This window comes from Paenibacillus sp. 1182, assembly GCF_017833915.1.
Classification (GTDB): domain Bacteria; phylum Bacillota; class Bacilli; order Paenibacillales; family Paenibacillaceae; genus Paenibacillus; species Paenibacillus polymyxa_D.
In genome coordinates this window covers 22,444-43,980 of sequence record NZ_JAFICR010000015.1, presented here as the reverse complement: position 1 = coordinate 43,980, position 21,537 = coordinate 22,444, and the positions used below count along the sequence as shown (strand labels likewise).

20 protein-coding genes are annotated in these 21,537 nt (G+C 42.9%); 13 read left to right on the top strand and 7 right to left on the bottom strand.

The window, feature by feature from the left end:
• From JOD82_RS24285 to JOD82_RS24265, 5 genes are all read left to right on the top strand, one after another.
• Positions 1 to 696 (top strand): L-ribulose-5-phosphate 4-epimerase, encoded by a 696-nt coding sequence (locus tag JOD82_RS24285; RefSeq protein WP_013373853.1) that lies wholly within the window; start codon positions 1 to 3, stop codon positions 694 to 696.
• A 40-nt stretch (positions 697 to 736) separates the two neighbouring features.
• Complete coding sequence (gene araA, locus JOD82_RS24280; RefSeq protein WP_029518894.1) at positions 737 to 2,161, top strand: L-arabinose isomerase; 1,425 nt, start codon at positions 737 to 739, stop codon at positions 2,159 to 2,161.
• A gap of 171 nt (positions 2,162 to 2,332) precedes the next feature.
• Complete coding sequence (locus tag JOD82_RS24275) at positions 2,333 to 3,196, top strand: P-loop NTPase family protein (protein WP_069012328.1); 864 nt, start codon at positions 2,333 to 2,335, stop codon at positions 3,194 to 3,196.
• 138 nt (positions 3,197 to 3,334) lie between these two features.
• Positions 3,335 to 4,123, top strand: coding sequence for a class I SAM-dependent methyltransferase (locus JOD82_RS24270; protein WP_029518892.1), 789 nt, complete (start codon positions 3,335 to 3,337; stop codon positions 4,121 to 4,123).
• Positions 4,124 to 4,361: 238 nt separating this feature from the next.
• Entirely contained in the window at positions 4,362 to 5,861 is a 1,500-nt protein-coding gene (locus JOD82_RS24265) for a malate:quinone oxidoreductase (protein WP_029518891.1), read from the top strand.
• Between the two features lie 265 nt (positions 5,862 to 6,126).
• Here JOD82_RS24265 and JOD82_RS24260 read toward each other — a convergent pair whose 3' ends face one another.
• Entirely contained in the window at positions 6,127 to 6,873 is a 747-nt protein-coding gene (locus JOD82_RS24260) for an SDR family oxidoreductase (RefSeq protein ID WP_049817054.1), read from the bottom strand.
• A 185-nt stretch (positions 6,874 to 7,058) separates the two neighbouring features.
• Here JOD82_RS24260 and JOD82_RS24255 point away from each other — a divergent pair, with 185 nt between their 5' ends.
• Together JOD82_RS24255 and JOD82_RS24250 are read left to right on the top strand one after the other, a co-directional pair.
• The gene (locus tag JOD82_RS24255; protein WP_029518889.1) at positions 7,059 to 7,982 is read left to right on the top strand and encodes an AraC family transcriptional regulator; all 924 of its coding nucleotides are present in this window, start codon (positions 7,059 to 7,061) and stop codon (positions 7,980 to 7,982) included.
• Between the two features lie 31 nt (positions 7,983 to 8,013).
• A complete protein-coding gene (locus JOD82_RS24250; protein WP_209950103.1) occupies positions 8,014 to 8,589 on the top strand; it encodes a histidine phosphatase family protein in 576 nt (191 codons plus the stop codon).
• A gap of 91 nt (positions 8,590 to 8,680) precedes the next feature.
• On the opposite strand, the gene JOD82_RS24245 is transcribed toward JOD82_RS24250, so the two are convergent.
• The 5 genes from JOD82_RS24245 to JOD82_RS24225 all read right to left on the bottom strand — a co-directional run bounded on the left by JOD82_RS24245 (position 8,681) and on the right by JOD82_RS24225 (position 14,006).
• A complete protein-coding gene (locus tag JOD82_RS24245) occupies positions 8,681 to 9,748 on the bottom strand; it encodes a DUF4367 domain-containing protein (protein WP_165145527.1) in 1,068 nt (355 codons plus the stop codon).
• A complete protein-coding gene (locus tag JOD82_RS24240) occupies positions 9,709 to 10,299 on the bottom strand; it encodes an RNA polymerase sigma factor (protein WP_029518886.1) in 591 nt (196 codons plus the stop codon). The genes JOD82_RS24245 and JOD82_RS24240 overlap by 40 nt, the downstream gene beginning before the upstream one ends.
• A 914-nt stretch (positions 10,300 to 11,213) precedes the next feature.
• The gene (locus JOD82_RS24235; protein ID WP_209950102.1) at positions 11,214 to 12,662 is read right to left on the bottom strand and encodes a DEAD/DEAH box helicase; all 1,449 of its coding nucleotides are present in this window, start codon (positions 12,660 to 12,662) and stop codon (positions 11,214 to 11,216) included.
• 235 nt (positions 12,663 to 12,897) lie between these two features.
• Positions 12,898 to 13,344, bottom strand: a complete 447-nt coding sequence (locus JOD82_RS24230) for a GNAT family N-acetyltransferase (protein ID WP_029518883.1) — start codon at positions 13,342 to 13,344, stop codon at positions 12,898 to 12,900.
• An 80-nt stretch (positions 13,345 to 13,424) separates the two neighbouring features.
• Entirely contained in the window at positions 13,425 to 14,006 is a 582-nt protein-coding gene (locus JOD82_RS24225) for a TetR/AcrR family transcriptional regulator (protein ID WP_209950101.1), read from the bottom strand.
• Between the two features lie 319 nt (positions 14,007 to 14,325).
• On the opposite strand from JOD82_RS24225, the gene JOD82_RS24220 reads away from it, so the two are divergent.
• The 6 genes from JOD82_RS24220 to JOD82_RS24195 all read left to right on the top strand — a co-directional run bounded on the left by JOD82_RS24220 (position 14,326) and on the right by JOD82_RS24195 (position 19,958).
• On the top strand, positions 14,326 to 15,387 hold the full coding sequence (locus tag JOD82_RS24220) for an LLM class flavin-dependent oxidoreductase (RefSeq protein ID WP_209950100.1): 1,062 nt from the start codon (positions 14,326 to 14,328) through the stop codon (positions 15,385 to 15,387).
• A 24-nt stretch (positions 15,388 to 15,411) separates the two neighbouring features.
• A complete protein-coding gene (locus JOD82_RS24215) occupies positions 15,412 to 16,350 on the top strand; it encodes an alpha/beta hydrolase (protein ID WP_209950099.1) in 939 nt (312 codons plus the stop codon).
• Positions 16,351 to 16,645: 295 nt separating this feature from the next.
• Complete coding sequence (locus JOD82_RS24210; RefSeq protein ID WP_209950098.1) at positions 16,646 to 17,602, top strand: endo-1,4-beta-xylanase; 957 nt, start codon at positions 16,646 to 16,648, stop codon at positions 17,600 to 17,602.
• Between the two features lie 242 nt (positions 17,603 to 17,844).
• Positions 17,845 to 18,396 (top strand): TetR/AcrR family transcriptional regulator, encoded by a 552-nt coding sequence (locus tag JOD82_RS24205; RefSeq protein WP_209950097.1) that lies wholly within the window; start codon positions 17,845 to 17,847, stop codon positions 18,394 to 18,396.
• Positions 18,396 to 18,767 (top strand): DMT family transporter, encoded by a 372-nt coding sequence (locus tag JOD82_RS24200; RefSeq protein WP_209950096.1) that lies wholly within the window; start codon positions 18,396 to 18,398, stop codon positions 18,765 to 18,767. Before JOD82_RS24205 ends, JOD82_RS24200 begins: the two co-directional genes overlap by 1 nt.
• 303 nt (positions 18,768 to 19,070) lie before the next feature.
• Positions 19,071 to 19,958: a class I SAM-dependent methyltransferase gene (locus tag JOD82_RS24195; protein ID WP_209950095.1), complete on the top strand. Its 888-nt coding sequence runs from the start codon at positions 19,071 to 19,073 to the stop codon at positions 19,956 to 19,958.
• A 132-nt stretch (positions 19,959 to 20,090) separates the two neighbouring features.
• On the opposite strand, the gene gnd is transcribed toward JOD82_RS24195, so the two are convergent.
• A complete protein-coding gene (gene gnd / locus JOD82_RS24190) occupies positions 20,091 to 21,494 on the bottom strand; it encodes a decarboxylating NADP(+)-dependent phosphogluconate dehydrogenase (protein WP_209950094.1) in 1,404 nt (467 codons plus the stop codon).
• Positions 21,495 to 21,537 lie beyond the last annotated feature (43 nt).

The following is a 21,537-nucleotide window of genomic DNA, read 5'->3' as shown; positions in this document are numbered from 1 at the left end:
GTGTTAGAGCAGCTGAAAGAAGAAGTATTTCAAGCCAATCTCGATTTGCCTAAACATGGACTCGTGAAATACACCTGGGGTAACGTAAGCGCTGTTGATCGTGAACGTGGCTTATTCGTTATCAAACCGAGTGGTGTTAGTTATGACACGATGAAACCTAGCGATATGGTGGTTGTTGATTTTGACGGCAATGTTGTTGAAGGAGAGATGAGACCTTCATCGGATACACCGACTCATGCCGTACTTTACAAGCACTACGCAGAGATCGGCGGTATTGTGCATACGCATTCGACTTGGGCGACGATTTGGGCTCAAGCAGGCCTGGATGTACCTGTAATGGGGACTACTCATGCAGACACCTTCTATGGTTCTGTTCCCTGTGCTCGTTTCCTGACACAAGAGGAGATCGACCGTGGTTACGAAGCGGAAACCGGCCGTGTCATCATCGAAACTTTTGAGCAGCGCGGGCTGGATATTTTAGCAGTGCCAGGTGTCCTGCTTAAGGGTCACGCTCCCTTCACTTGGGGGAAAGATGCGAAATCCGCAGTTATGAATAGCGTCGTGTTGGAAGAAGTTTCGAAAATGAATTTATTCGCACGGGAATTGAATCATTTTGCCGAAGAATTGCCGCAGCGCATTCTAGATAAACACTATTTGCGCAAACATGGGAAAGATGCCTACTACGGGCAAAAGTAAGACCAACTAAACTAAAAACGAAGAAAAGAGGATGAATGTTATGTCAACAGTAGGTACAAAACAGTTCTGGTTTGTCGTAGGTTCACAACATCTGTATGGAGAAGAAGCATTAGCAGAAGTCAAAGCACACGCACAAGAAATGACCGATGCCCTAAATAAGAGCGGCGTTCTGCCTTATCCGCTTGTATTGCAAGATCTGGCGGTTAGTGCAGACAAAATCACCAGCCTTATGAAAGAAGTCAACTATCGTGATGAGGTTGCTGGTGTCATCACTTGGATGCATACTTTCTCACCTGCAAAAATGTGGATTCGCGGTACTAAATTGCTGCAAAAGCCGCTACTTCATTTGGCCACACAGTACAATGAAAGCATTCCTTGGGCTACAATTGACATGGACTTCATGAACCTCAATCAGGCAGCTCATGGTGACCGTGAATATGGGTTTATCAACGCCCGCTTGAAGAAACAGAATAAAGTGGTTGTAGGTTACTGGGAACGTGCAGAAGTGCAAAAACAAATCGCAGAGTGGATGGATGTAGCGGTTGCTTATAACGAAAGCTTCAATATCAAAGTCGCCCGCTTTGGCGACAATATGCGTAATGTTGGCGTTACGGAAGGTGATAAGGTCGAAGCCCAAATTCAATTTGGATGGACTGTTGACTACTTCGGAATTGGCGACCTCGTTCAGTACGTCAATGCTGTGAAAGAAGAAGAGATTGATGCTTTGTTTGCGGAATACTCTGAACTTTATGAATTCGATTATGGTACTTATAGCAAGGAAGCTTGGGAAGCCAGTGTAAGAGTGCAAGCAAGCTATGAAATTGCTATTAAACGATTCCTGGATCATGGCGGCTATACTGCCTTCACTACGAACTTCGAAGACCTCTATGGTATGAAACAGCTCCCTGGTCTTGCCGTTCAACGTTTGATGGCACAAGGATACGGATTTGCTGGTGAAGGAGACTGGAAGACTGCAGCGCTCGATCGCCTGCTTAAAGTCATGAGCCATAACCAATCCACTGGCTTTATGGAAGACTACACCTATGAATTAGCGGCTGGTCAGGAATCGATCCTTCAATCCCATATGCTTGAAGTTGACCCAACGTTGGCGAGCAACAAGCCTAAAGTCATCGTTTCTCCGTTAGGTATCGGCGATCGTGAAGATCCAGCCCGTCTGGTATTTGACGGCAAGGCAGGAGACGGTGTGGTTGTTTCTATGGCTGACTTTGGCACCCATTATAAACTGCTGATCAATGAGGTTACTGCATTTGAACCGACAGTTCCTGCTCCAAATCTTCCGGTAGCCCGTGTACTGTGGAACGTGAAGCCTAACTTCCAGGATGGAGTTAAGGCATGGATTGAGAACGGTGGCGGTCACCATACTGTGGTTTCCTTGAATCTAACCACAGACCAAATTGTGACTTATGCAAAACTGGTTAACCTGGAATACGTAATTATTAAATAACTAGAAGATAGCCATCTATAAAAGCATTGGGTCAGTCCTTAGGATCCAATGCTTTTTATTGGTTTTCTAAGGATGTCGAGATAAAGGAAAGGTTCCTAAGCTATCTGGCGATATAACGAGATAATTGGATTCTCCTTAAGGTAATCATTTAATTCATAAGGATGTGATACTATGGCGAATGTACCAGCTACGAAAACGAAACTGGTTATCGTCGAAGGCATACCTGGCTCTGGCAAATCCACATTATCTAGATACATACATGACATGTTAAATACACATCAAATAGAATCGGAACTATTTTTAGAAGGAAATTTACGGCATCCCGCTGATTATGAATCGGTTGCATGTATGCCGAACGAAGAACTTGATCGGCTCCGATCAATCTATTCCGAGGTGTTTCATTACATTGATCCGTTCGTATCTTTGAATGGCAACGACTCTTTAATCGCATATGCGCTTGCGCAGCAATCAGCCCAAAATAAAATTCCTTCTAGTTTGTATGAGGAAATCCAGCGTTATGAAATCTACGATGGAGTACCCGTGGAAAAGTACTGCGAATTGATGATCCAACGTTGGAAGTCTTTTGTTAAAGATCAGCGAGAAAAGGAAAAGCTAATCATACTCGAATGCTGTTTTTTACAGAACCCAGGGTGTGCATTACTCGCCCGGCATGATGCTGGAAATGATCGATTTGTTCGGCATGTATTACAGATTGCGGAGCAAATTCAGGAGTTAAATCCAATTTTGTTCTATTTGAAGCAACCTGATGTGCGTGAGACGATTGAGCGAGTAAAAACGATGAGATCTCAAGAATGGTTAGATTTCACGATTTGGTACCATACAGAGCAAGATTATGGAAAGAAGAAGGGGCTTTACGGGTATGAGGGATATATTCAGTTCCTTGAACATCGACGAGAGCTAGAATTACAAATTATTGAGCAACTTCCTTTTCAATCGTTTATTATGGATAACTCCGATTATGATTGGGTGAATCAACAACAGACTGTTTCGAATATCATGATGAAGTATTTATAAACCATGAAGCTCATTCGAGGAAACGTTAGTGCAATTAGAAAGGGCCTGTCCCGTAAAGATTGGCCCAAAAACTTGCCGTTACAGGCAGCCCTGTGACTCTCATGTTTTAAAAGTTCAGTAGAGAGAAGGTTATAAGCTATGAGTGATTATGGTCCAGATCTATTTAAAGGTACCGCTTGGTACTACTCTAGGTATCGACCTCCTTATCCTTCGTCGCTTATTCGGTTTTTAGTTAACAAGTTTTCTCTGAATGGGGAAGGTCGCTTGCTTGACTTAGGATGTGGAACGGGTCAGCTAGCTCTAAGATTTAGTGATTGGTTTGAAGAAATAGTAGGTGTAGATACTGAATCAGAAATGCTAGATGAAGCAAACCGTTTGTCCAGTGATAAAAGGTTGGACAATGTTAAATGGGTACAAGGAAGGGCGGAAGAGCGCGTATGTGACTGGGGTGTCTTTCGCCTCGTTATAATTGCGAAAGCATTTCATTGGATGGATAGAGAGTCCATTCTTGACATTCTGTATAACAGTTCTGATACTAATGGTGGCGTAGCTATTATTGATAATACTGGGAAGCAGGAACCCTTACTTTGGCAACTCAAGGTCAACGAAGTAGTGAGACGTTGGCTAGGAGACGCAAGAAGAGCTGGTAATAGCACTTACACTCCCCCAAAGGAGAGGTATGAGGATATTGTAAGAAAATCTGGATTCAAAAATGTCCAAAGACATATTTTACCGAGTTATTCATATACATGGACTGTTGATTCGATCATTGGAAATCTGTACTCTACATCATTTGCTTCAAGACGCCTTTTTGGTGATAATTTAGTACGATTTGAAAATGATTTAACATCTGTTCTACTAGATATGGACTCCACGGGTGTGTTTACCGAAGAATTGTCAGTGTCTGTTATTACTGCTAGTAAGTGAAGCCCCAATAATACAGCGTGTTGAGATCCATTCTTATTATTTTGCAAAGAAAATTCTCACTTTTTAGCAGAAATGATTTATAATTATCAGATAATAGACAATATAATTTTTAAAAGATTATATTTTAGTTATAATAGAGACAGAAAAGATATGTTCCTGAGTGGAGCCTTGCTTCTTGTATCACCTAAGCAGGAGGGCCTGCTCTTTTTTGCAAATATAAGAGATAAGGAAGGTTTTTATGAATAGCATTCAGAAAAATACAGACGTTATCTTAATTGGTGCCGGAGTCATGAGCGCGACTCTGGGATCATTGCTAAAAGAGTTAGCACCAGAATGGGAAATTAAAGTGTTTGAGAAACTCGCAAACGCAGGAGAAGAAAGCTCTAACGAATGGAATAATGCAGGTACAGGCCATGCTGCACTGTGCGAACTGAACTATACATCCGAAAAAGCTGATGGATCTATAGATATTCGTAAAGCTGTAGACATTAATGAGCAGTTTCAGCTTTCAAGACAGTTTTGGTCTTTTCTTGTAAACAGCCATTTGATTCGTAATCCTCAGGACTTTATCAAGCCAATACCTCATATGAGTTTGGTAACAGGAGAGAAAAATGTATCTTTTTTGAAAAAAAGGTTTAAAGCGCTTTCAACTATTTCTCTATTTCAAGGCATGGAATTTTCCGACGACCCTGAAAAGCTGAAGGAATGGATTCCGCTAATTATGGAAGGCCGTACATTGAATGAACCAATCGCGGCAACCAAAATCGACTCTGGAACAGATGTCAACTTTGGTGCTTTAACACGCATGTTGTTTGAGCATTTAAAAAGTAAAAACGTTGAGATCAATTACAAGCATAGTGTAAAGGATATTAAACGTGCGAGCGACGGCTCGTGGAAAGTCAAAGTCCATAATCTGGATAACGGTAAAATCGAATACCATACTGCCAAATTTGTCTTTATCGGTGGTGGGGGTGGAAGTCTACCTTTGCTACAAAGAACCGGTATTCCTGAGTCCAAATATATCGGGGGATTCCCGGTAAGTGGACTATTTATGGTATGTAACAATCCTAAGGTTGTCGCCCAGCATCATGCGAAAGTATACGGTAAAGCTAAGGTTGGTGCTCCTCCCATGTCTGTTCCGCATCTGGATACAAGATATATCGGTAACCAAAAAGCACTGCTATTTGGACCGTTTGCCGGCTTCTCACCGAAGTTCTTGAAAACGGGCTCAAATTTGGATTTGATCGGATCTGTAAAACCCAATAATCTCATCACGATGTTGGCGGCAGGCGCAAAAGAGATGGCATTGACCAAATACCTGATTCAGCAAGTGATGTTATCGAATGAAAAGCGTCTGGAAGAATTACGCGAGTTTATTCCGAACGCCAAAATCGAGGACTGGGGGATCGTGGTAGCGGGTCAACGTGTGCAGGTGATCAAAGATACGGAGGGCGGTAAAGGAACACTTCAATTTGGTACAGAAGTGGTTAGTGCTGCTGATGGTTCGATAGCTGCACTGCTCGGCGCCTCTCCGGGTGCTTCTACTGCTGTTCACGTTATGCTGGAAGTATTGGAAAAATGCTTCCCACAACATATGGAAGAGTGGGAACCAAAAATAAAAGAAATGATTCCTTCTTATGGGGTGTCACTAGCGGAAAACCCAGAGCTTTACCAAGAAATTTATGACTCCACAACGGAGGTGCTCGGTCTGGGCGAAAGGGAACCGCTTCATCGTTAATTTTTACATGGCTAGTAACTCGATCATCCAAATATTTTTAATAAAAAGCACAGTAATCTTACGATATATTTTAGAGTCCAATAAGCAACAACACCAAGCGGTGGGAAGAAAATCCCCACCGCTAAAAATGTTTGTTTAACAAAACAAAGTTTTGCAATCCTTCTGCATTTTCGATGTCACATGGATGAACAGCTTCCATGGTAAAGCTTTATGTATGAATAGATAGGGGCGCACTCACAAGAGGAGGTGCCCCTATCTATTTATGTTATATTTGTGCGGTTGGACGGATCACGATTTCGTTCACATCAATGTCAGCCGGTTGTTCAATTGCGAATCCAATTGCGCGGGCTACCGCGTCTGGTGTCATGGCTAGTTTATCCCGGATGACGGCGAGTTGATCTCTTATAGCCGGGTCTGTTAAACTTTCGGTGAAATTTGTCTGCACAATACCTGGCGAAATGATGGTTACGCGCAGTTTATCACCAGCCTCCTGGCGCAACCCCTCTGAGATGGCGCGTACGGCGAACTTCGTACCAGAGTAGACCGACTGGTTCGGAACGGTCTTGTGTCCTGCTGTAGAAGCAGTGTTCACGAAATGTCCGAAACCCTGTTTGCGAAAGACAGGCAACGCTGCAGCAATGCCATACAAAACGCCTTTAATGTTGACGTCAATCATGTGCTCCCAATCTTCCACGCGCAGATCATCGAGAGGGGATATAGGCATAACGCCAGCGTTGCTGACGAGAACATCCAGCTTCCCGTATCGTTCGCAAGCCAAAGTAACGAGGTTGCACAGATCCTCGCGCCGTCTAACGTCAGTGCGTGCATAGACAGCTTCGCCACCCCTATTCGTAATACGTGTCGCCAGTGCTTCAAGGCGGTCCACCCCGCGCGCCCCAAGCACGACTTTTGCTCCACGCTCGGCAAGCAACAGTGCTGTTGCTTCTCCAATTCCGCTGCTTGCACCTGTAATCACGACGACTTTGTTCTCTATTCTTCCTTCCAAACTCATAGCCCCATCCTTCTTTCTTTGATCTATTTGCCTTAGGCCCTTTGTTGGCCTTGCAAGTAAATTTTAAGTAGAATTCAATTGAGACAGGTAGACCGATCAAGTCCAATTCTTGCCTAATCCTATTCGGCGTGCATATAATTAGCACATCAATATTAGCGTTCAACGGAAAGGAAGGTGAAGCATGAATGGTTTCGTCTCCTCCCCCCTCTGATATTTCTACGAATCTACAAGAACTGATTCGTCTGATTGATCAACGCGCGTCTTCGGACGGTACGTTTGTTTCGTCTGTGCCAGGACTTTATTTCAGACGTGCAAGCCATGTGTCCGAGCTGAATCATACGGTCCATATGCCCTCCCTGTACGTGGTTGCGCAAGGCTCAAAGACAGCAATGCTGGCTGGAGAAAACTATGTGTACGATCCAACAACCTACATGGTCACATCAGTTCAACTTCCCGTAACTGGTAAAATAACTCAAGCCTCGTCGGAGCTTCCTTATCTCAGTCTTCAATTATCCATTAGTCCAGACGCCATCCTGGACATTATCAAGAAGAGTCCTCCTCCATGTAACGTTAAGACTGGACGCGGCATACTGGTGAGCCAATTTGACCCTCTGCTGCTTGATGCGCTGCTTCGGCTTGTCAGACTTTCGGATACGCCTGCGGATATTCAGTTTCTTGCGCCGCTTATCACGCACGAGATCCTTTATCGTGTATTACAAGGTGAGCAGGGAGCTTTAATCAGGCAATTTGCCGTAGTTGGCAGCTATGCACATAGCATCTCCAAAGCGATCCATCTGATTACCCGCGATTACTCTAAGCCTCTTGTGATCGAGGAATTGGCGAAGGAAGTAAACATGAGCCCTTCTTCCTTACACAAGCACTTTAAAAAGGTAACGGCTATAAGTCCTCTGCAGTATCAGAAGGCCATTCGACTGCAGGCTGCACGCCGCTTACTGCTCTCGGAGGGATTGGAGGCCGCCACTGTAGGCTTTCGCGTTGGCTATGAGAGTCCTTCGCAGTTCAGCCGAGAATATGGACGCATGTTTGGACGGCCACCGATGAGTGATGTTAAACATTTGCGTAATTCTCTTAGTGTCTCAGTTGATTGAGAAGTTTATCGGGTGATCCGTGGAGGTTAATATGAAAACTTTCATTTACATGGTGAGACATGGCGAATCACCAAAGACGGAAGGAAATGAAAGAACAAGAGGTTTGACTGATAAAGGTAAGTCAGATGCTTTTCAAATAACTGAGTTATTGAGAGGAGAGGGGATCGAGGTTTTCGTTTCAAGTCCATATCAACGGGCAATCCTAACCATTCAAGAATTAGCTCAATGCTCAGGACAAGAAGTTTTAATACTCGAGGATCTTAAAGAAAGAATTTTTTTGAATGAAGACAACCGAATGCCCGATGATGAATTATTCCCTTTGTTAGATAAGTCATTTTCTGATCCCAACTTTGCTTTAACGGGAGGAGAGTCTAATGCAGTTTGTCAGAATCGAAGTATAACAGTCTTAAAGGAATTGCTAATAATCTACCGAGGACGGAAAGTCGCATTAGGCACTCATGGAGCTGTAATGACTTTAATGATGGGGCATTATGACAAGCAGTACGATTTGAATTTTTTACTACACACATCCAAGCCAGACGTATACAGAATGGAATTCAATGATCAGGAATTAGTTGAGGTGAAAAGATTGTGGAACATGCCGTAATAGTTTGTGAGGAAAAGGTATAAGGACTATTCTCCAAAAAGAGACCACCCCTAAAAAAGGATGGTCTCTCTTCAAAGCTTTTCTTTTATAGCTATTGCGGTGAACCGTTAAGCAGATCCTCGGCTATTTTTACCAGGTCTTCCTTGGTCAGTGGACTGTCCTGGTTATCAGATATGTTGAAGTGTAACCGTCTTTTTTCATCAAGCCAGCCCAGTCGGTTTTTTCCGGCCTCCAAGGGATTGCTTGTTTTGCTTGCCCTGATGTAATAGGCCTTGGTTCCTTTAATTGTCAGTTGCTCAGCCGAATCCTGTTCATTTTGCATGATGGTTGTCTTTGTGACTTCAGGAGTGTATTTGGTGACGGTAATGTTTACATAGTCGTTTCCTCTCGCATACCGGGCAAAGGAGGTGTCTGACTTGTCCCAGCTCAGCTTTTGAATAAACAGATGTTCACCCTCCGGTGCAGCTTTGGCCTGTTGCATCAGTTTATCGGTTAAAGCTCGATATTCCTTTTTATCCATCATCCTAGGATATGCAGCGCCTGGATAGACGTATCCGAATTCAAACTGATAGCCATCCGGTAGATGAGTGGGGTTGCTGAATAATGGAGCCTCAGTTCGCTTGATTTCATCTTGTAAGCTGTTGAAACTTGAAAGTTCAGCTGGCTTGTACGCAAACAGGGCCGGATTAGATAGGTTGTTCTGATTCATAGAATCATCCTTGACGTAATAGGCGGCATACTCTCCGGGCTGCAAGCGATCTTTCACTTTTTCGTTCCACTGTGCGTAGGTGGAGGTATACGTTTTCGAGGCGTCCGTTTCGGCAGGTGTTTTGGCGGTATTTAATACAACGTCGCCCTTACTGTTGCGGAATTCAAGATATTGCGAAGCGGCGTATCCGGTCACAGAAGCCCCTAACACAAAAAGTAAGATCATAATGGGAGCGGTAATGCGCGGTTGAAGACGCATTTTTACAATGAACCCCTTTTTGGGCGTCACCTTTTGGTAGACCTGTTCCATCACTTTGTCAGAAACGTCAAAAGCTTGGATTTTTAGGACACTTTCTGGTTCTGTCAGCTTGTCCATGTTTTTTAAGTCTTTGTCTTTTGGATCGGTGTATTTCAGATTTTGTTCCTGATTTCTGCCTTGTAATTCACGCATTTCGGGTCCTCCTTTATGGGTTCCATCATTTTTTTGAGCTTTGTTTTTGTTCTGCCGTATTTTTTCTTGATAGCTTCCTCGCTCTTGTTCATAATTTCCCCGATTTCTCCAAACGTTTTTTCTTCAAAAATGCGCAGCACCAACAGGTTTCGTTCTTCTGCATTCAGTTGGTCTAATGCCCGGCTCAGCGGTTCACTGAAAAGCTGACGTTCCAAAACCTGCGCAGCACTGTCTGAAGTCATATTAGTTGAGGTGAACAGGGTAATCTTAAATTTGCGCTGTAGATTCTTCCTGCGAATCAAGTTCAGGCAGTGATGATAAGCCATTTTATACAGCCAGGAGGAGAAGCCCATTGTCGGTTTGTACATGTTAATTTTTTCAAAAGCTTTGACCAAAATATCCTGTACGGCTTCTTCTGCCTCATGCTCACTTCCTAATAGCCGCCAGCAATACACAAATATCTGACGCTGATACTCCTTCACAATGTAGGCGTAATCCTGGATTTCGCCAGCTTGAACTCGTTTGATTTTGTATTCGATTTCCTCATTCAAAAATTTAGGCACCTCCTCTGATCAAAAAGAAAACTATACCTGTATAACAAATGAAGATGACCGAAAGGGACACCTTTTCTAAATTTTTTTAGTATTAAATCTACTCTCTAAGAGAGTACGATAAAGCAGAACAATTATCACCAACGTTGTTGGTTTCATAGAGCTTGGATTTTTATTGTGGAAATAAATAGAATGATGAAGTATACCTATCAAAAATTTGAAAAGAGATTGTAAAAATATAAAAAGGAGATAAGAAATGAGGGTTTATGATAATAGGGGAGTCCAGATGGTGGTTGCACTTTTATATCCTGTTATAGCATTTGTTATATTAAGTAATAGTCATAGGATAGGTTCATGGACTATCCCGGCCATTATTGCAATTTTGTTTTGTCTGTTATGGAAAAATACTCTTTATGTAATCATCTCTAATGCCTTGATGTGGATTGTATCCGTACCTATGTGGTGGCTGCTAGTTGAACGTGTGAAAACAGACCAGGGCGCTGAAATTTTCATTTCGTCATTACCATTCATTATATTGTTATACATATTTGCTGTATTGCTACCCGAAATTTCAATTGTTCTATTTAGACATTACATTTTTAATAAGTTTAGACGTCGTAATAGTAAGTAATCTCTGAAACGATTCAGGAGTGCTTTTCCAAAACAACCTATGGATTAGGTAAAGTGGAAGGAATGAGAGATAAAATAAAATTAAGTTAAGTTAAGTTAAGTCATTGATAAGGTGAAGATGACTATTGGTTTTATCCAAGAGAGCACACAATTTTCTTGCAAATTCAAAATGGAAAGATGAATTAAACGATCAAGAGGTAAACTCGGCAATCCCGCCCGTTAGCTAACGAAAACTATCGGCTGTACGGGCGGGGTTGCCTCACCTTCTTTTATGCAGCATACTTCTACTTATTATTCCCTTTGCGTACCTTTAACAGCTTACCCTTTACGGTTGTATTCTTCATAATCTCAAGCACCAATGGACCCTTGCCATTCAGAATCTCGACATCTGTCACATTATCTAGAATCGTAATGATCCCGATATCATCTGCGTTGACTCCGTCAAGCTTAGCGATGGTCCCCACGAAGTCGACTGCTCTAAGTTTTTTCTTCTTACCACCGTTAAAATTCAGCTTCATAATCTGTTGGTTTAATTGCTCGCGCTTATCTTTTTTGAGTGCGGTTTTTACATGCAGTTTTTGCTCAAAATCTTCTCTACGGAGGTCAACAGCCTCTTCTGAGGGAGCCTTTACCTGCGGAATCGCGAATCCAATATATGCTTCGATATCAGCTAATCTTCGGCCATCCTTAGGAGTGATGAGGGAAATGGCCTTCCCCGTTTTGCCAGCACGTCCCGTACGTCCTGTGCGGTGAACATAGCTTTCCTTCTCAAGGGGAATATCGTAGTTAATGACATGGGTGATATTCGTGATATCAATTCCTCGTGCGGCAACATCTGTTGCAATCAAGTAACGAAATTGACCCCTTCTGAATGCATTCATTACCTCAAATCGCTCGTCTTGCTCCATGCCACCATGAATGCGATCACATGGATATTCAAGATCAGCCAATGCCCTGAATAATGTATCTACATTCTCCTGCGTACGACAGAAAATAATGCAGCTGTCAGGATTCTCAACAATGAGCAGATCTTGCAGTAGTGCCAGCTTGTCTGACTCCTTCACCTGAATAAGAGAGTGATCAATTGTAGCGGTCGTTATACCAGTCGCTTTAATCTCAATTCTAACAGGATCTTTCATATATTTACGTGACAGTGTGGCTACGTCCTCAGGGAAGGTAGCGGAGAATAACATGGTAACCCGATCACTAGGCAGCGCTTGAATAATCGACTGAACTTGCTCGATAAAGCCCATATTCAGCATCTCATCAGCTTCATCAATCACGAGATAGGCAATCCGATCTAACGGTAACGTCCCTCGTTCAATATGATCCAGTACACGTCCTGGCGTACCTACAGCCACATGCGTCCTTTGTTTTAACTCAGCCTTTTGGATATGAAAAGGATGTTTCCCATAAAGGGGTGTTGCTTTGATCCGCTTAAAGCGTCCAATATTCGTGATGTCTTCGGTGACCTGTAACGCGAGTTCACGGGTTGGCGTCAGGATTAAAGCTTGGGGCTTATTCTCATTCCAATCTACTAGCTCACAGATTGGAATGCCGTAGGCCGCTGTTTTGCCGCTACCTGTTTGCGATTTGGCGACAAGATCCTTCTTTTCAAGCGCCACTGGAATGACTTCCGTCTGAATCTCTGTTGGCGTCTCATAGCCCAAGCTATTCAGCGCTCTTACAATTTCTTCACTTAATGTGTAATCTGTAAAATGCTTCTGACTCATTTTCAACCTCTTCTGTGCTGTATTTAAGTACCATTACATATATCATGTCATCGTGTACCGAACTTATACTCATCTAGTATACTCTATATCCAGACAGCAAAGGGAGGCCATGAAGGCACGGGTATCAGCATGTTTCCATATCCGCATGCGTGAAAACATGTGTTACGAACAAAGGGCACCCAATCGGGTGCCCTTTGAACTGCCGTTAGCGCGGAAAATCGTATCAAAAGTATTGTTACGATGAAAAGTGAACCCAATCTCTCCCTTGGACAGCATCCATCTTTTTAAAGAAAATTTGAGCGCGTTTATTCTCGGTAGAAGTTATCCAGGCCATATGAGCATAGCCTTGATTTCGTGAGTATTTTTGACATTCTAAAAAAAGCTGTGTTTCTACTTCTGTATCTCTAAATGGTTCCAATACAAATAGATCGTTCATAACAGTGACTTTGTCTGCTTTCATCGTGCTAAAGGTAAAGAATAATGTAGCAAAGCCGATTAATTCTCCATTTTGTTCCGCCACAAATTGTATACCGCTTTGCTGCTCAAAAAGGGTGTGTATCAAATTATGGATTTTTTCGATAGGTGGCCTAGGGTTTTGATAAAAACCAACGATGTATTCATACATTAACTCGGTTAAACTGTTTAAATCATCAGGCTTAGCGTTCCTTATTAAAAATGACATTAGATGCACTCCCTTTTTTATTAGTTTTGAATTATTATACACAATAAAGCATATATATTCAAAATTAAGTTCATTCCGAATTATTTAAGAAGTGTAAGTGTCACCTCTATCGTGTTATTAATAAATGATCGTTCTGGACGAGACTTTATCATTACGGTCATTCCAATTAACGATACGACTAGCGCCTGTGATACAGCCTTCGCATCGAGCCTGACCTCAAGCTCACCTGATTGTATACCTCGTTCAATGGTTTCTTGAAAAATGACCGATAGGTACATTTGATGTTCCCTTGTAAGAACTTCAAATTTCTCATCATGAGGTGCAAGTTCAACCATTGTATTAATGCAAAAGCATCCTTTTCTAGGGTTTTCCGCATATTCCTCTTCAACTACATCCTCAAAAAAAGTGCGAAATGCTTCTTTTACAGATGGAATGCTTTGAAGTTTGGTTCGGATCAGAGAAGCGCGGGACATCATGTATTTGCGCAGCGCAGCTTCGAACAATTCTTTTTTGCCCCCAAAAGTGGAATATATACTAGGTCGTTGAATTTCCATTCTGGAAGTTAAATCACTCAATGAAGTAGCTTCATATCCCTTTTCCCAAAATATTTGCATAGCTGCATCTAATACTTTTTCTTCGTCAAATTCGCGGATTCTTCCCATAATCAATACCTCTCGTTACTCTTGATTTTATTTTTAGTTCAATGACTCTGATCATAGTTGTCACGGGTCTTTATTTGCATACCGAATAGTATGTTATTATTTTATAATTAGCCCTTTAGATTGTCAAATGCAGGTTGATTTATCCCGACAAGAGGGAAATCAATATGATGATAAATCAAAGTTTTTTAACCGTTTTTATTGACAGTATTCTTTTTAATGAGTTATATTTACTGGGAAAAATATCTTACCGATCAGTATGATATTTAATCGATATTTAATTGGCATACAAAGAAAGCTACTAGAATAGGAGAGATGGACCATGGAAATAGGTATTACTTCGTTTGTAGAAACAAAACCTGACGTTCAGACAGGTGAAGTGATTAGTCACGCACAGCGGTTGCGTGAAGTTGTCGAGGAAATAGTCCTTGCTGATCAAGTGGGACTTGATGTGTTTGGTGTAGGTGAGCATCATCGGAAGGATTATTCGGCATCTTCACCAGCAGTTGTGCTGTCTGCGGCTGCAGCACAGACGAAACGGATTCGACTGACCAGTGCAGTAACAGTGCTTTCTTCAGCTGACCCTGTTCGCGTTTTTCAGGATTTTGCTACGCTGGATGGCATTTCAAATGGACGTGCGGAGATTATGGCGGGTCGGGGTTCCTTTATTGAATCTTTTCCACTGTTTGGCTATGACTTGGAAGACTATGATGAGCTGTTTGAACAACATTTGGAATTGCTCCTTAAGATACGGGAGTCCGAAAAAGTAACCTGGAAGGGCGGGCATCGGCCAGCGATTAACAATTTGGGTGTGTATCCACGGCCGGTTCAAAATTCTTTACCCATATGGGTTGGCAGCGGGGGCAGGCAGGATTCTGCTATCCGGGCAGGTCTGTTAGGACTACCCTTGATGCTGGCGATCATTGGCGGGAATCCGGTAAATTTTGCACCACTTGTCCAGCTTTATAAGAAGGCAGCAGCGCACGCCGGTCATGATGAATCGAAGCTTAGGGTTGGGTCGCATTCGATAGGATTTGTCGGAGAGAATAATGAGCAAGCTGCAGATACATATTTCCCTTCTACGATGGCAGGTATGAATAGATTGGGCAGGGAGCGGGGCTGGGCACATTATGATCGTTCTAGCTACGATGCCGCGCGCAGCTTTGAAGGTGCGCTGTATGTCGGCGATCCAGTGACTGTTGCCCAGAAGATTATTCACCTTCGCAAACATGTAGGTGTTACTCGCTTTATGCTGTATGTTCCGTTAAGCACGATGCCGCATGCGGAAGTGATGAGAGCCATTGAGCTGCTAGGAACAGAGGTAGCACCCCGAGTTCGGAAGGAAATAGCCAAGTGGGAAGCGGAGACGGAGAAAAGATTATAAAAACCAAACATAGGAGTGATTTGCGTGGATTTTGAAAATCGTTTGTACCCAGAATTAAGGTCAGTAATCGCACAATTTCCTGGTTTTCAACTGGAAGAGAATTTAAAGCTGAGCAGAAGCTATTTGTCGAGTCCTCCTATTGAGCAGTCGGAGCACGTACGCACGACAAGCCGGATGATTCCGAGCATAGCAGGCGAGATATTAGTCAAAATCTACGAACCTGCCCAGCGAACTGACGTTAGGCTTCCGGCCATGCTGTGGATTCACGGGGGAGGCTATGTGATGGGACATCCTGATATGGACGATGCTTTGTGCGAACGCTTCGTGCAGGCAGCCAAATGCGTCGTCGTATCGGTCGATTACCGACTTGCTCCCGAGCATCCCTACCCAGCTGCCATCGATGACTGTTATGCGGCTTTGACGTGGATGACCGACGAAGCGGAGCTGCTGGGCATCGACGTAGATCGGGTCGCAATTGCCGGAGCAAGTGGGGGCGGCGGTCTGACCGCAGCACTTGCTTTAATGGCTCGTGACAAAGGCGGGCCAGCCCTCATTTTCCAAATGCCGCTGTATCCGATGATCGATGACCGCAGTATTACGGTGTCAAGTCATGAAATTACGGCAGATAACGCACCATGGAACCGGAAGAACAACTTGGCGGCCTGGAACATGTACTTGGGCAATCGTACCGAAGATAGCGAGGTGTCCCCATATGCAGTGCCGTCGAGAGCGGAAAGCTTGGCTGGCCTGCCGCCGACCTATACGTGCGTAGGCCAGCTCGATCTATTCCGAGATGAGACGATCGAATATGTGGCACGTCTTGCCCAAGCGGGCGTAGACGTTGAATTCCATCTATATCCCGGCACATTCCACAATTTTGAAGGGATGGTTCCACAAGCAGAAGTAAGCCAACGTGCTAGCCAAAGTTATGTAGACGCAATTGCAAGAGCCCTTAATCCATAAACTATTAAATGGGCAGTCTCCAAAGTGATATGTTCCCAAAAAAGTAGACAGGTTAAAACTTGCTACTGTAAGGGGGAGCATATCACTTTTTGCATCAACCTTTTTTTGTCATTTCGGAGTTGTTTGGGATAAAGGAGCACCAGGTTTTCAGTCGCCTCGCAATGATGTAAAGTTTTTCGGGTAAAATCTTTACTTTTACATGTAGCGGATAATAACCTTTCATTCTTATAATTGGAAATGTAAGCGATTTATTTAGAGGTAGGATTAAAAACTATATGTATGAGGAGGAGATTGTATGTCGAAATTTAAAGTGGGCAAGTTGGTAAGCAGCTTGGCGTTGGCGGGTATGTTGTTATCATCAGCTCTGATAAACCCGGCTAGTGCCAGTATGGCGAACGGTGGCAAATTCCTCGGGAATATCATTGCTGGAAGTGTCCCTGCAAGTTTCGGAACGTACTGGAACCAGGTGACGCCGGAAAACTCGACTAAGTGGGAATCGGTTGAAGGCAACCGTAACAACATGAACTGGTCGCAGGCGGATACCGCCTACAATTATGCCCGTAGCAATGGCTTCCCGTTCAAGTTCCATACGTTGGTATGGGGTGCCCAGGAGCCAGGTTGGGTTAGGGGGCTGTCGGCTGCTGATCAGAAAGCGGAAGTGACACAGTGGATTAAAGCAGCAGGTCAACGCTATCCGAATGCGGAGTTTGTAGATGTGGTGAATGAGCCGCTGCATCAGAAGCCGTCCTATCGCAATGCCATTGGTGGTGACGGGTCGACCGGATGGGATTGGGTCATATGGTCGTTCCAACAGGCCAGACAAGCCTTCCCCAATGCCAAGCTGCTGATCAATGAATATGGAATTATCAATGATCCTTCGTTAACCGACCAATATGTCAATATTATTAATCAGCTCAAGAGCAGAGGCCTAATTGACGGAATTGGTATTCAATGCCACCAGTTTAGCATGGACACTGTTTCAGTTAACACGATGAACACTGTACTGAACAAGCTGGCGGCAACAGGATTGCCAATCTATGTGTCGGAACTGGATATAACTGGCGACGACAACACCCAGCTTGCCAGATACAAGGAGAAATTTCCGGTATTATGGAAGCATTCTGCGGTGAAGGGAGTTACGCTCTGGGGGTATATCCAGGGACAAACTTGGAAGCCGAACACACATCTGCTGAATTCTAACGGCACGGAACGCCCCGCGCTTCAATGGTTGAGACAATATGTGCAAAGTTAAACTATAGGTGGCACTTAAAACCCAACAGATGCAAACTTTTGCCAAATGTCTGGGATGGGTAGATGTTTATTTGAAGAAGTCTTGGCTGAAATGTTATACGCCCAAGGCTTCTTTTTATTTAGCTTAAACGTAACGTATCAAAACCTAATCCAACTCAATTAGGCTTACATACCCAAGCCATATTTTTAACCCACTTGAAATAAAACCGTCTGGACGGTATAATAAAGTGGGTGGTGATCAAAATGAATACAACTAAAAAAACATTAAAAAGAGAATTAATTCTTAAAGCGGCCTCCATAATTGTGCACGAAGAAGGAGTAGAGAAGTTAACGTTAGAAGCGGTGGCTAAGAAAGCGGGAATAAGTAAAGGAGGGTTGCTTTACCATTTTCCGAATAAGGATGAATTGATTTTGGGAATGGTTGAGCAACTATCGACCAGCTTTGTCTCCGAATTTAATGAGAGAGCAGAAAACGATATGCATTCCAAAGGAAGATGGACTCGCGCGTATATGAATACATCATTTTCTGGCGATCGAAATGCAAGTGACCTGTATACCGCTCTTTCAGCAGCACAGTTTACGAACCCTCAAATGCTAAAGTTACTTCAGGACGAGTATGAGAATATCCAAAATAAAATTGAAAACGACGAATTGGACCCGATTCGTTCCACGATAGTCCGATTAGCTATAGACGGCTTGTGGTTTGCCGAGATGTTTGGGCTTGCTCCTCCCGATGAAGAAATGAGGCAAAAAATGATGGAAGAATTAAAAACATATATAAAGGAGAATGAATAATGGCTTATCTTTTCTTAGCAATCTCTATTGTTGGCGAGCTTATTGGAACTTCAATGCTGAAGGCTTCAGAAGGTTTTACGAGACTGTATCCGACTCTATTCATGATTGTTGCGTTCGTGATCTCTTTTTTCTTTATCTCCTTATCTCTTAGGACACTACCTCTAAATATGACTTATGCCATCTGGTCAGGGGTAGGGGCTGTAGCTACAACGCTGATTTCAGTATTGATTTGGAAAGAAAAAATCAACACAGGAAGCATCGTAGGTATTGCTTTAATTGTGATTGGTGTAGTGGTGCTGAACCTATTTGGTGCAGGACATGGTGAGGCAAAAGGAACAACAGAAGCAACGAGTTCAATCGTTCAAAGATGAGATAAAGATTTTCGGGCCAGGGATACCAACACGCTTGAAGGCACAAGGGCATTCGTCGAGGAAGTTTTTGTGCCGTACAGCGTGTGGGTATGATTGTTAGTCAGTGCTGCAGCTAATCCAGAGGACTAAATCAGCATTTAAATTTTTTTGATTGAATAAAAGATATAACTAGTCTATAATATCGATTATCAAACATTCCATATCCATAATACGGAAGAAAGGAGTTCGTTTATGACGTGATTTCTTCTTATTATAGATATTAGAACGCTTTAAAATCTATTTCGTAGAAGGGAAGTCTAATGAATGACCCAGTCTTTATTTGATCCCGAAATATGGAAGGCTGCTTGGATCAAAGATCCGGAAGCTGGTGTGAATCGAATGCTAAGAGCGGGAACAGTACCGGCTCATTCGTTTGATGATATGGCAAGGGCAAGAAGCTTCCACCAGCAGGCATTTAATGAAGAGGGAATAAAGAGAACAGCCAGAATTATGGGATGGCTAAGGACACAGGGAGTTACCATTAGAGACTCCTCTATCCTGGATATTGGTGCTGCCTCTGGTGTCTTCAGTATTCCTTTTGCAGAGGAAGGGGCCCATGTTACCGCCGTTGAGCCTTCAGGACCGTTGACAGCCTTAATGGAAGAGAGTATTAAGCCATCGATAAAGGGAAACGTTAAAATCGTGCGGGAACCATTTGAAGAGTTATCTATTGAGACGAATGGATGGCAAAACAAATTTAATTTGGTCTTTGCGTCTATGTGTCCAGCTATTTTTGGTTGGGAAATGGTAGAGAAGGCGCTCGCTTGTGCTAGTCAGTTTTGTTACATCAGTACGATTGCTGGACCTAAGGAGCATAGTCTGATTCAGGAACTGCGCCCTGTAGTCGGAACCAAGGAAGATCCAGTACAAACTTCGGATATGTTCTATATCATCCAACTATTAAATATATACGGCTATTCTTTTCAAACTCTGATTACTCGTGAAACTCAAACCATAATGATGTCGGTGGACGAGGCGGTAAAACATACATTAGGCTGGTTCTCATTCTTCGGGATGCCAACAGATGAACAGTCGCTACAGAAAGCAGAAACCTATTTAAGAAAGACGTACGCAGGGAAGAAAATCCCTGTTCAGCAAGGAGGACGATTTGGTAAAGTTCTGGTCCGATTAAAGGATCAACACATGTATTAATCGTTTTGTCATGTAGCTTTTATTTATGATATAGACACAAGAGCGTTGTGGGGAAAATGTACTCAAAATAAGAGCCCTAATGAAGGGAAGAACCAGTTCATTAGGGCTCTGGAGATTTACTACGACTATGGTTCACTGCCAGTTTGTATGAAAGGACCCTGCTGCATCACTTCGTTCATAAGTATGGGCACCAAAATAATCCCTTTGTGCTTGCAAAAGGTTAGCATTTGAAATGCCTGTCCGGTAACTATCGAAATAAGTAAGTGAAGCACTTAAACATGGAAACGAAATACCAGAATTAATACCCTCACAGACTACTTTTCGCAATCCCAATTGATACTCTTTAACCTTTTCAGCAAAATACGGGGCGATTAAGAGATTAGCCAAATTCGGCTGTTCTTGATATGTTTCGCTTATTACATTTAAGAATTTGGCACGAATGATGCAACCACCACGGAAAATAAGGGCAATATCCTGTAAAGGTAAATTCCATCCGTAAAGCTCAGAAGTCATTTTATATTGTATAAATCCTTGCGCGTAGGCACAAATTTTACCCATATAAAAAGCTTGTCTAATGTACTCAATCCACACATTTTTATCTAAACTTCGCTGATCAATCTCTGGGCCTGTCAGGATATTTTCTGCATAAACTCGTTCTTCTTTTAAAGAGGAGATGTAACGGGCAAACAATGACTCTGTAATAATGGATGATGGGATTCCATGATCAATTGCTTGAATACTTGTCCATTTACCTGTGCCCTTTTGCCCTGTTTTATCCAGAATCACATCGATCAGAGGTAAGCCTGTTATTTCATCTTTTTTTCGTAAAATCTCTGCGGTAATTTCGATTAAATAACTTTTCAGTTCCCCTTGATTCCATGTTTCAAAGATGTCGGCAATTTCATTAACAGATAAACATAGCCTCTTTCTTAAAAATGTATAGACTTCTGCGATTAATTGCATATCTGCGTACTCAATTCCGTTATGTACCATTTTTACAAAGTGACCGGATCCTTTTGGACCCATATAAACACAGCAAGGATCTCCGCCCACTTGGGCTGCTATTTTTGTTAGAATAGGAGCTGCTTTTTCATATACGTCTTTATCTCCACCAGGCATGATTGAAGGTCCATGTAAAGCCCCAACTTCGCCGCCGGAAATACCGATTCCTAAATAACCGATTCCTTTTGACTTCAATTCATCATATCTACGTTCCGTATCTTTGTAATGGGAGTTACCACCGTCCATGATCACATCGCCTGCTTCAAGGAAGGGTACTAATGTACCTATTACCGAATCAACCGGTTTGCCCGCTGTTACCATAAGGAAAATTTTCCTTGGAGTTTTTAAGGAGCAGACAAAATCTTGAATTTCGTAGTAGGGATGGATGGAGTGACCTTCACTTTTTTTGACAAGATCGTCCGTTAAATCCCTCGTATAATTATAGACAGCGACTTGCTCGCCTTTACCAGCCATGTTTAAGGCGATATTACGGCCCATTACCCCTAAACCAATGACACCAATTGTGTTGGACATTTTTTCTGCTCCTTTTGTTTGAAATGAATAGGCCGTAGATCCT

Excerpts from the sequence above, each read along its gene's own strand:
- araA (WP_029518894.1), top strand. The coding sequence starts at position 737 with ATGTCAACAGTAGGTACAAAACAGTTCTGGTTTGTCGTAGGTTCACAA.
- JOD82_RS24275 (WP_069012328.1), top strand. The coding sequence starts at position 2,333 with ATGGCGAATGTACCAGCTACGAAAACGAAACTGGTTATCGTCGAAGGC.
- JOD82_RS24270 (WP_029518892.1), top strand. The coding sequence starts at position 3,335 with ATGAGTGATTATGGTCCAGATCTATTTAAAGGTACCGCTTGGTACTAC.
- JOD82_RS24265 (WP_029518891.1), top strand. The coding sequence starts at position 4,362 with ATGAATAGCATTCAGAAAAATACAGACGTTATCTTAATTGGTGCCGGA.
- JOD82_RS24260 (WP_049817054.1), bottom strand. The coding sequence starts at position 6,873 with ATGAGTTTGGAAGGAAGAATAGAGAACAAAGTCGTCGTGATTACAGGT.
- JOD82_RS24255 (WP_029518889.1), top strand. The coding sequence starts at position 7,059 with ATGGTTTCGTCTCCTCCCCCCTCTGATATTTCTACGAATCTACAAGAA.
- JOD82_RS24250 (WP_209950103.1), top strand. The coding sequence starts at position 8,014 with ATGAAAACTTTCATTTACATGGTGAGACATGGCGAATCACCAAAGACG.
- JOD82_RS24245 (WP_165145527.1), bottom strand. The coding sequence starts at position 9,748 with ATGCGTGAATTACAAGGCAGAAATCAGGAACAAAATCTGAAATACACC.
- JOD82_RS24235 (WP_209950102.1), bottom strand. The coding sequence starts at position 12,662 with ATGAGTCAGAAGCATTTTACAGATTACACATTAAGTGAAGAAATTGTA.
- JOD82_RS24230 (WP_029518883.1), bottom strand. The coding sequence starts at position 13,344 with ATGTCATTTTTAATAAGGAACGCTAAGCCTGATGATTTAAACAGTTTA.
- JOD82_RS24225 (WP_209950101.1), bottom strand. The coding sequence starts at position 14,006 with ATGGGAAGAATCCGCGAATTTGACGAAGAAAAAGTATTAGATGCAGCT.
- JOD82_RS24220 (WP_209950100.1), top strand. The coding sequence starts at position 14,326 with ATGGAAATAGGTATTACTTCGTTTGTAGAAACAAAACCTGACGTTCAG.
- JOD82_RS24210 (WP_209950098.1), top strand. The coding sequence starts at position 16,646 with ATGTCGAAATTTAAAGTGGGCAAGTTGGTAAGCAGCTTGGCGTTGGCG.
- JOD82_RS24205 (WP_209950097.1), top strand. The coding sequence starts at position 17,845 with ATGAATACAACTAAAAAAACATTAAAAAGAGAATTAATTCTTAAAGCG.
- JOD82_RS24200 (WP_209950096.1), top strand. The coding sequence starts at position 18,396 with ATGGCTTATCTTTTCTTAGCAATCTCTATTGTTGGCGAGCTTATTGGA.
- JOD82_RS24195 (WP_209950095.1), top strand. The coding sequence starts at position 19,071 with ATGACCCAGTCTTTATTTGATCCCGAAATATGGAAGGCTGCTTGGATC.
- gnd (WP_209950094.1), bottom strand. The coding sequence starts at position 21,494 with ATGTCCAACACAATTGGTGTCATTGGTTTAGGGGTAATGGGCCGTAAT.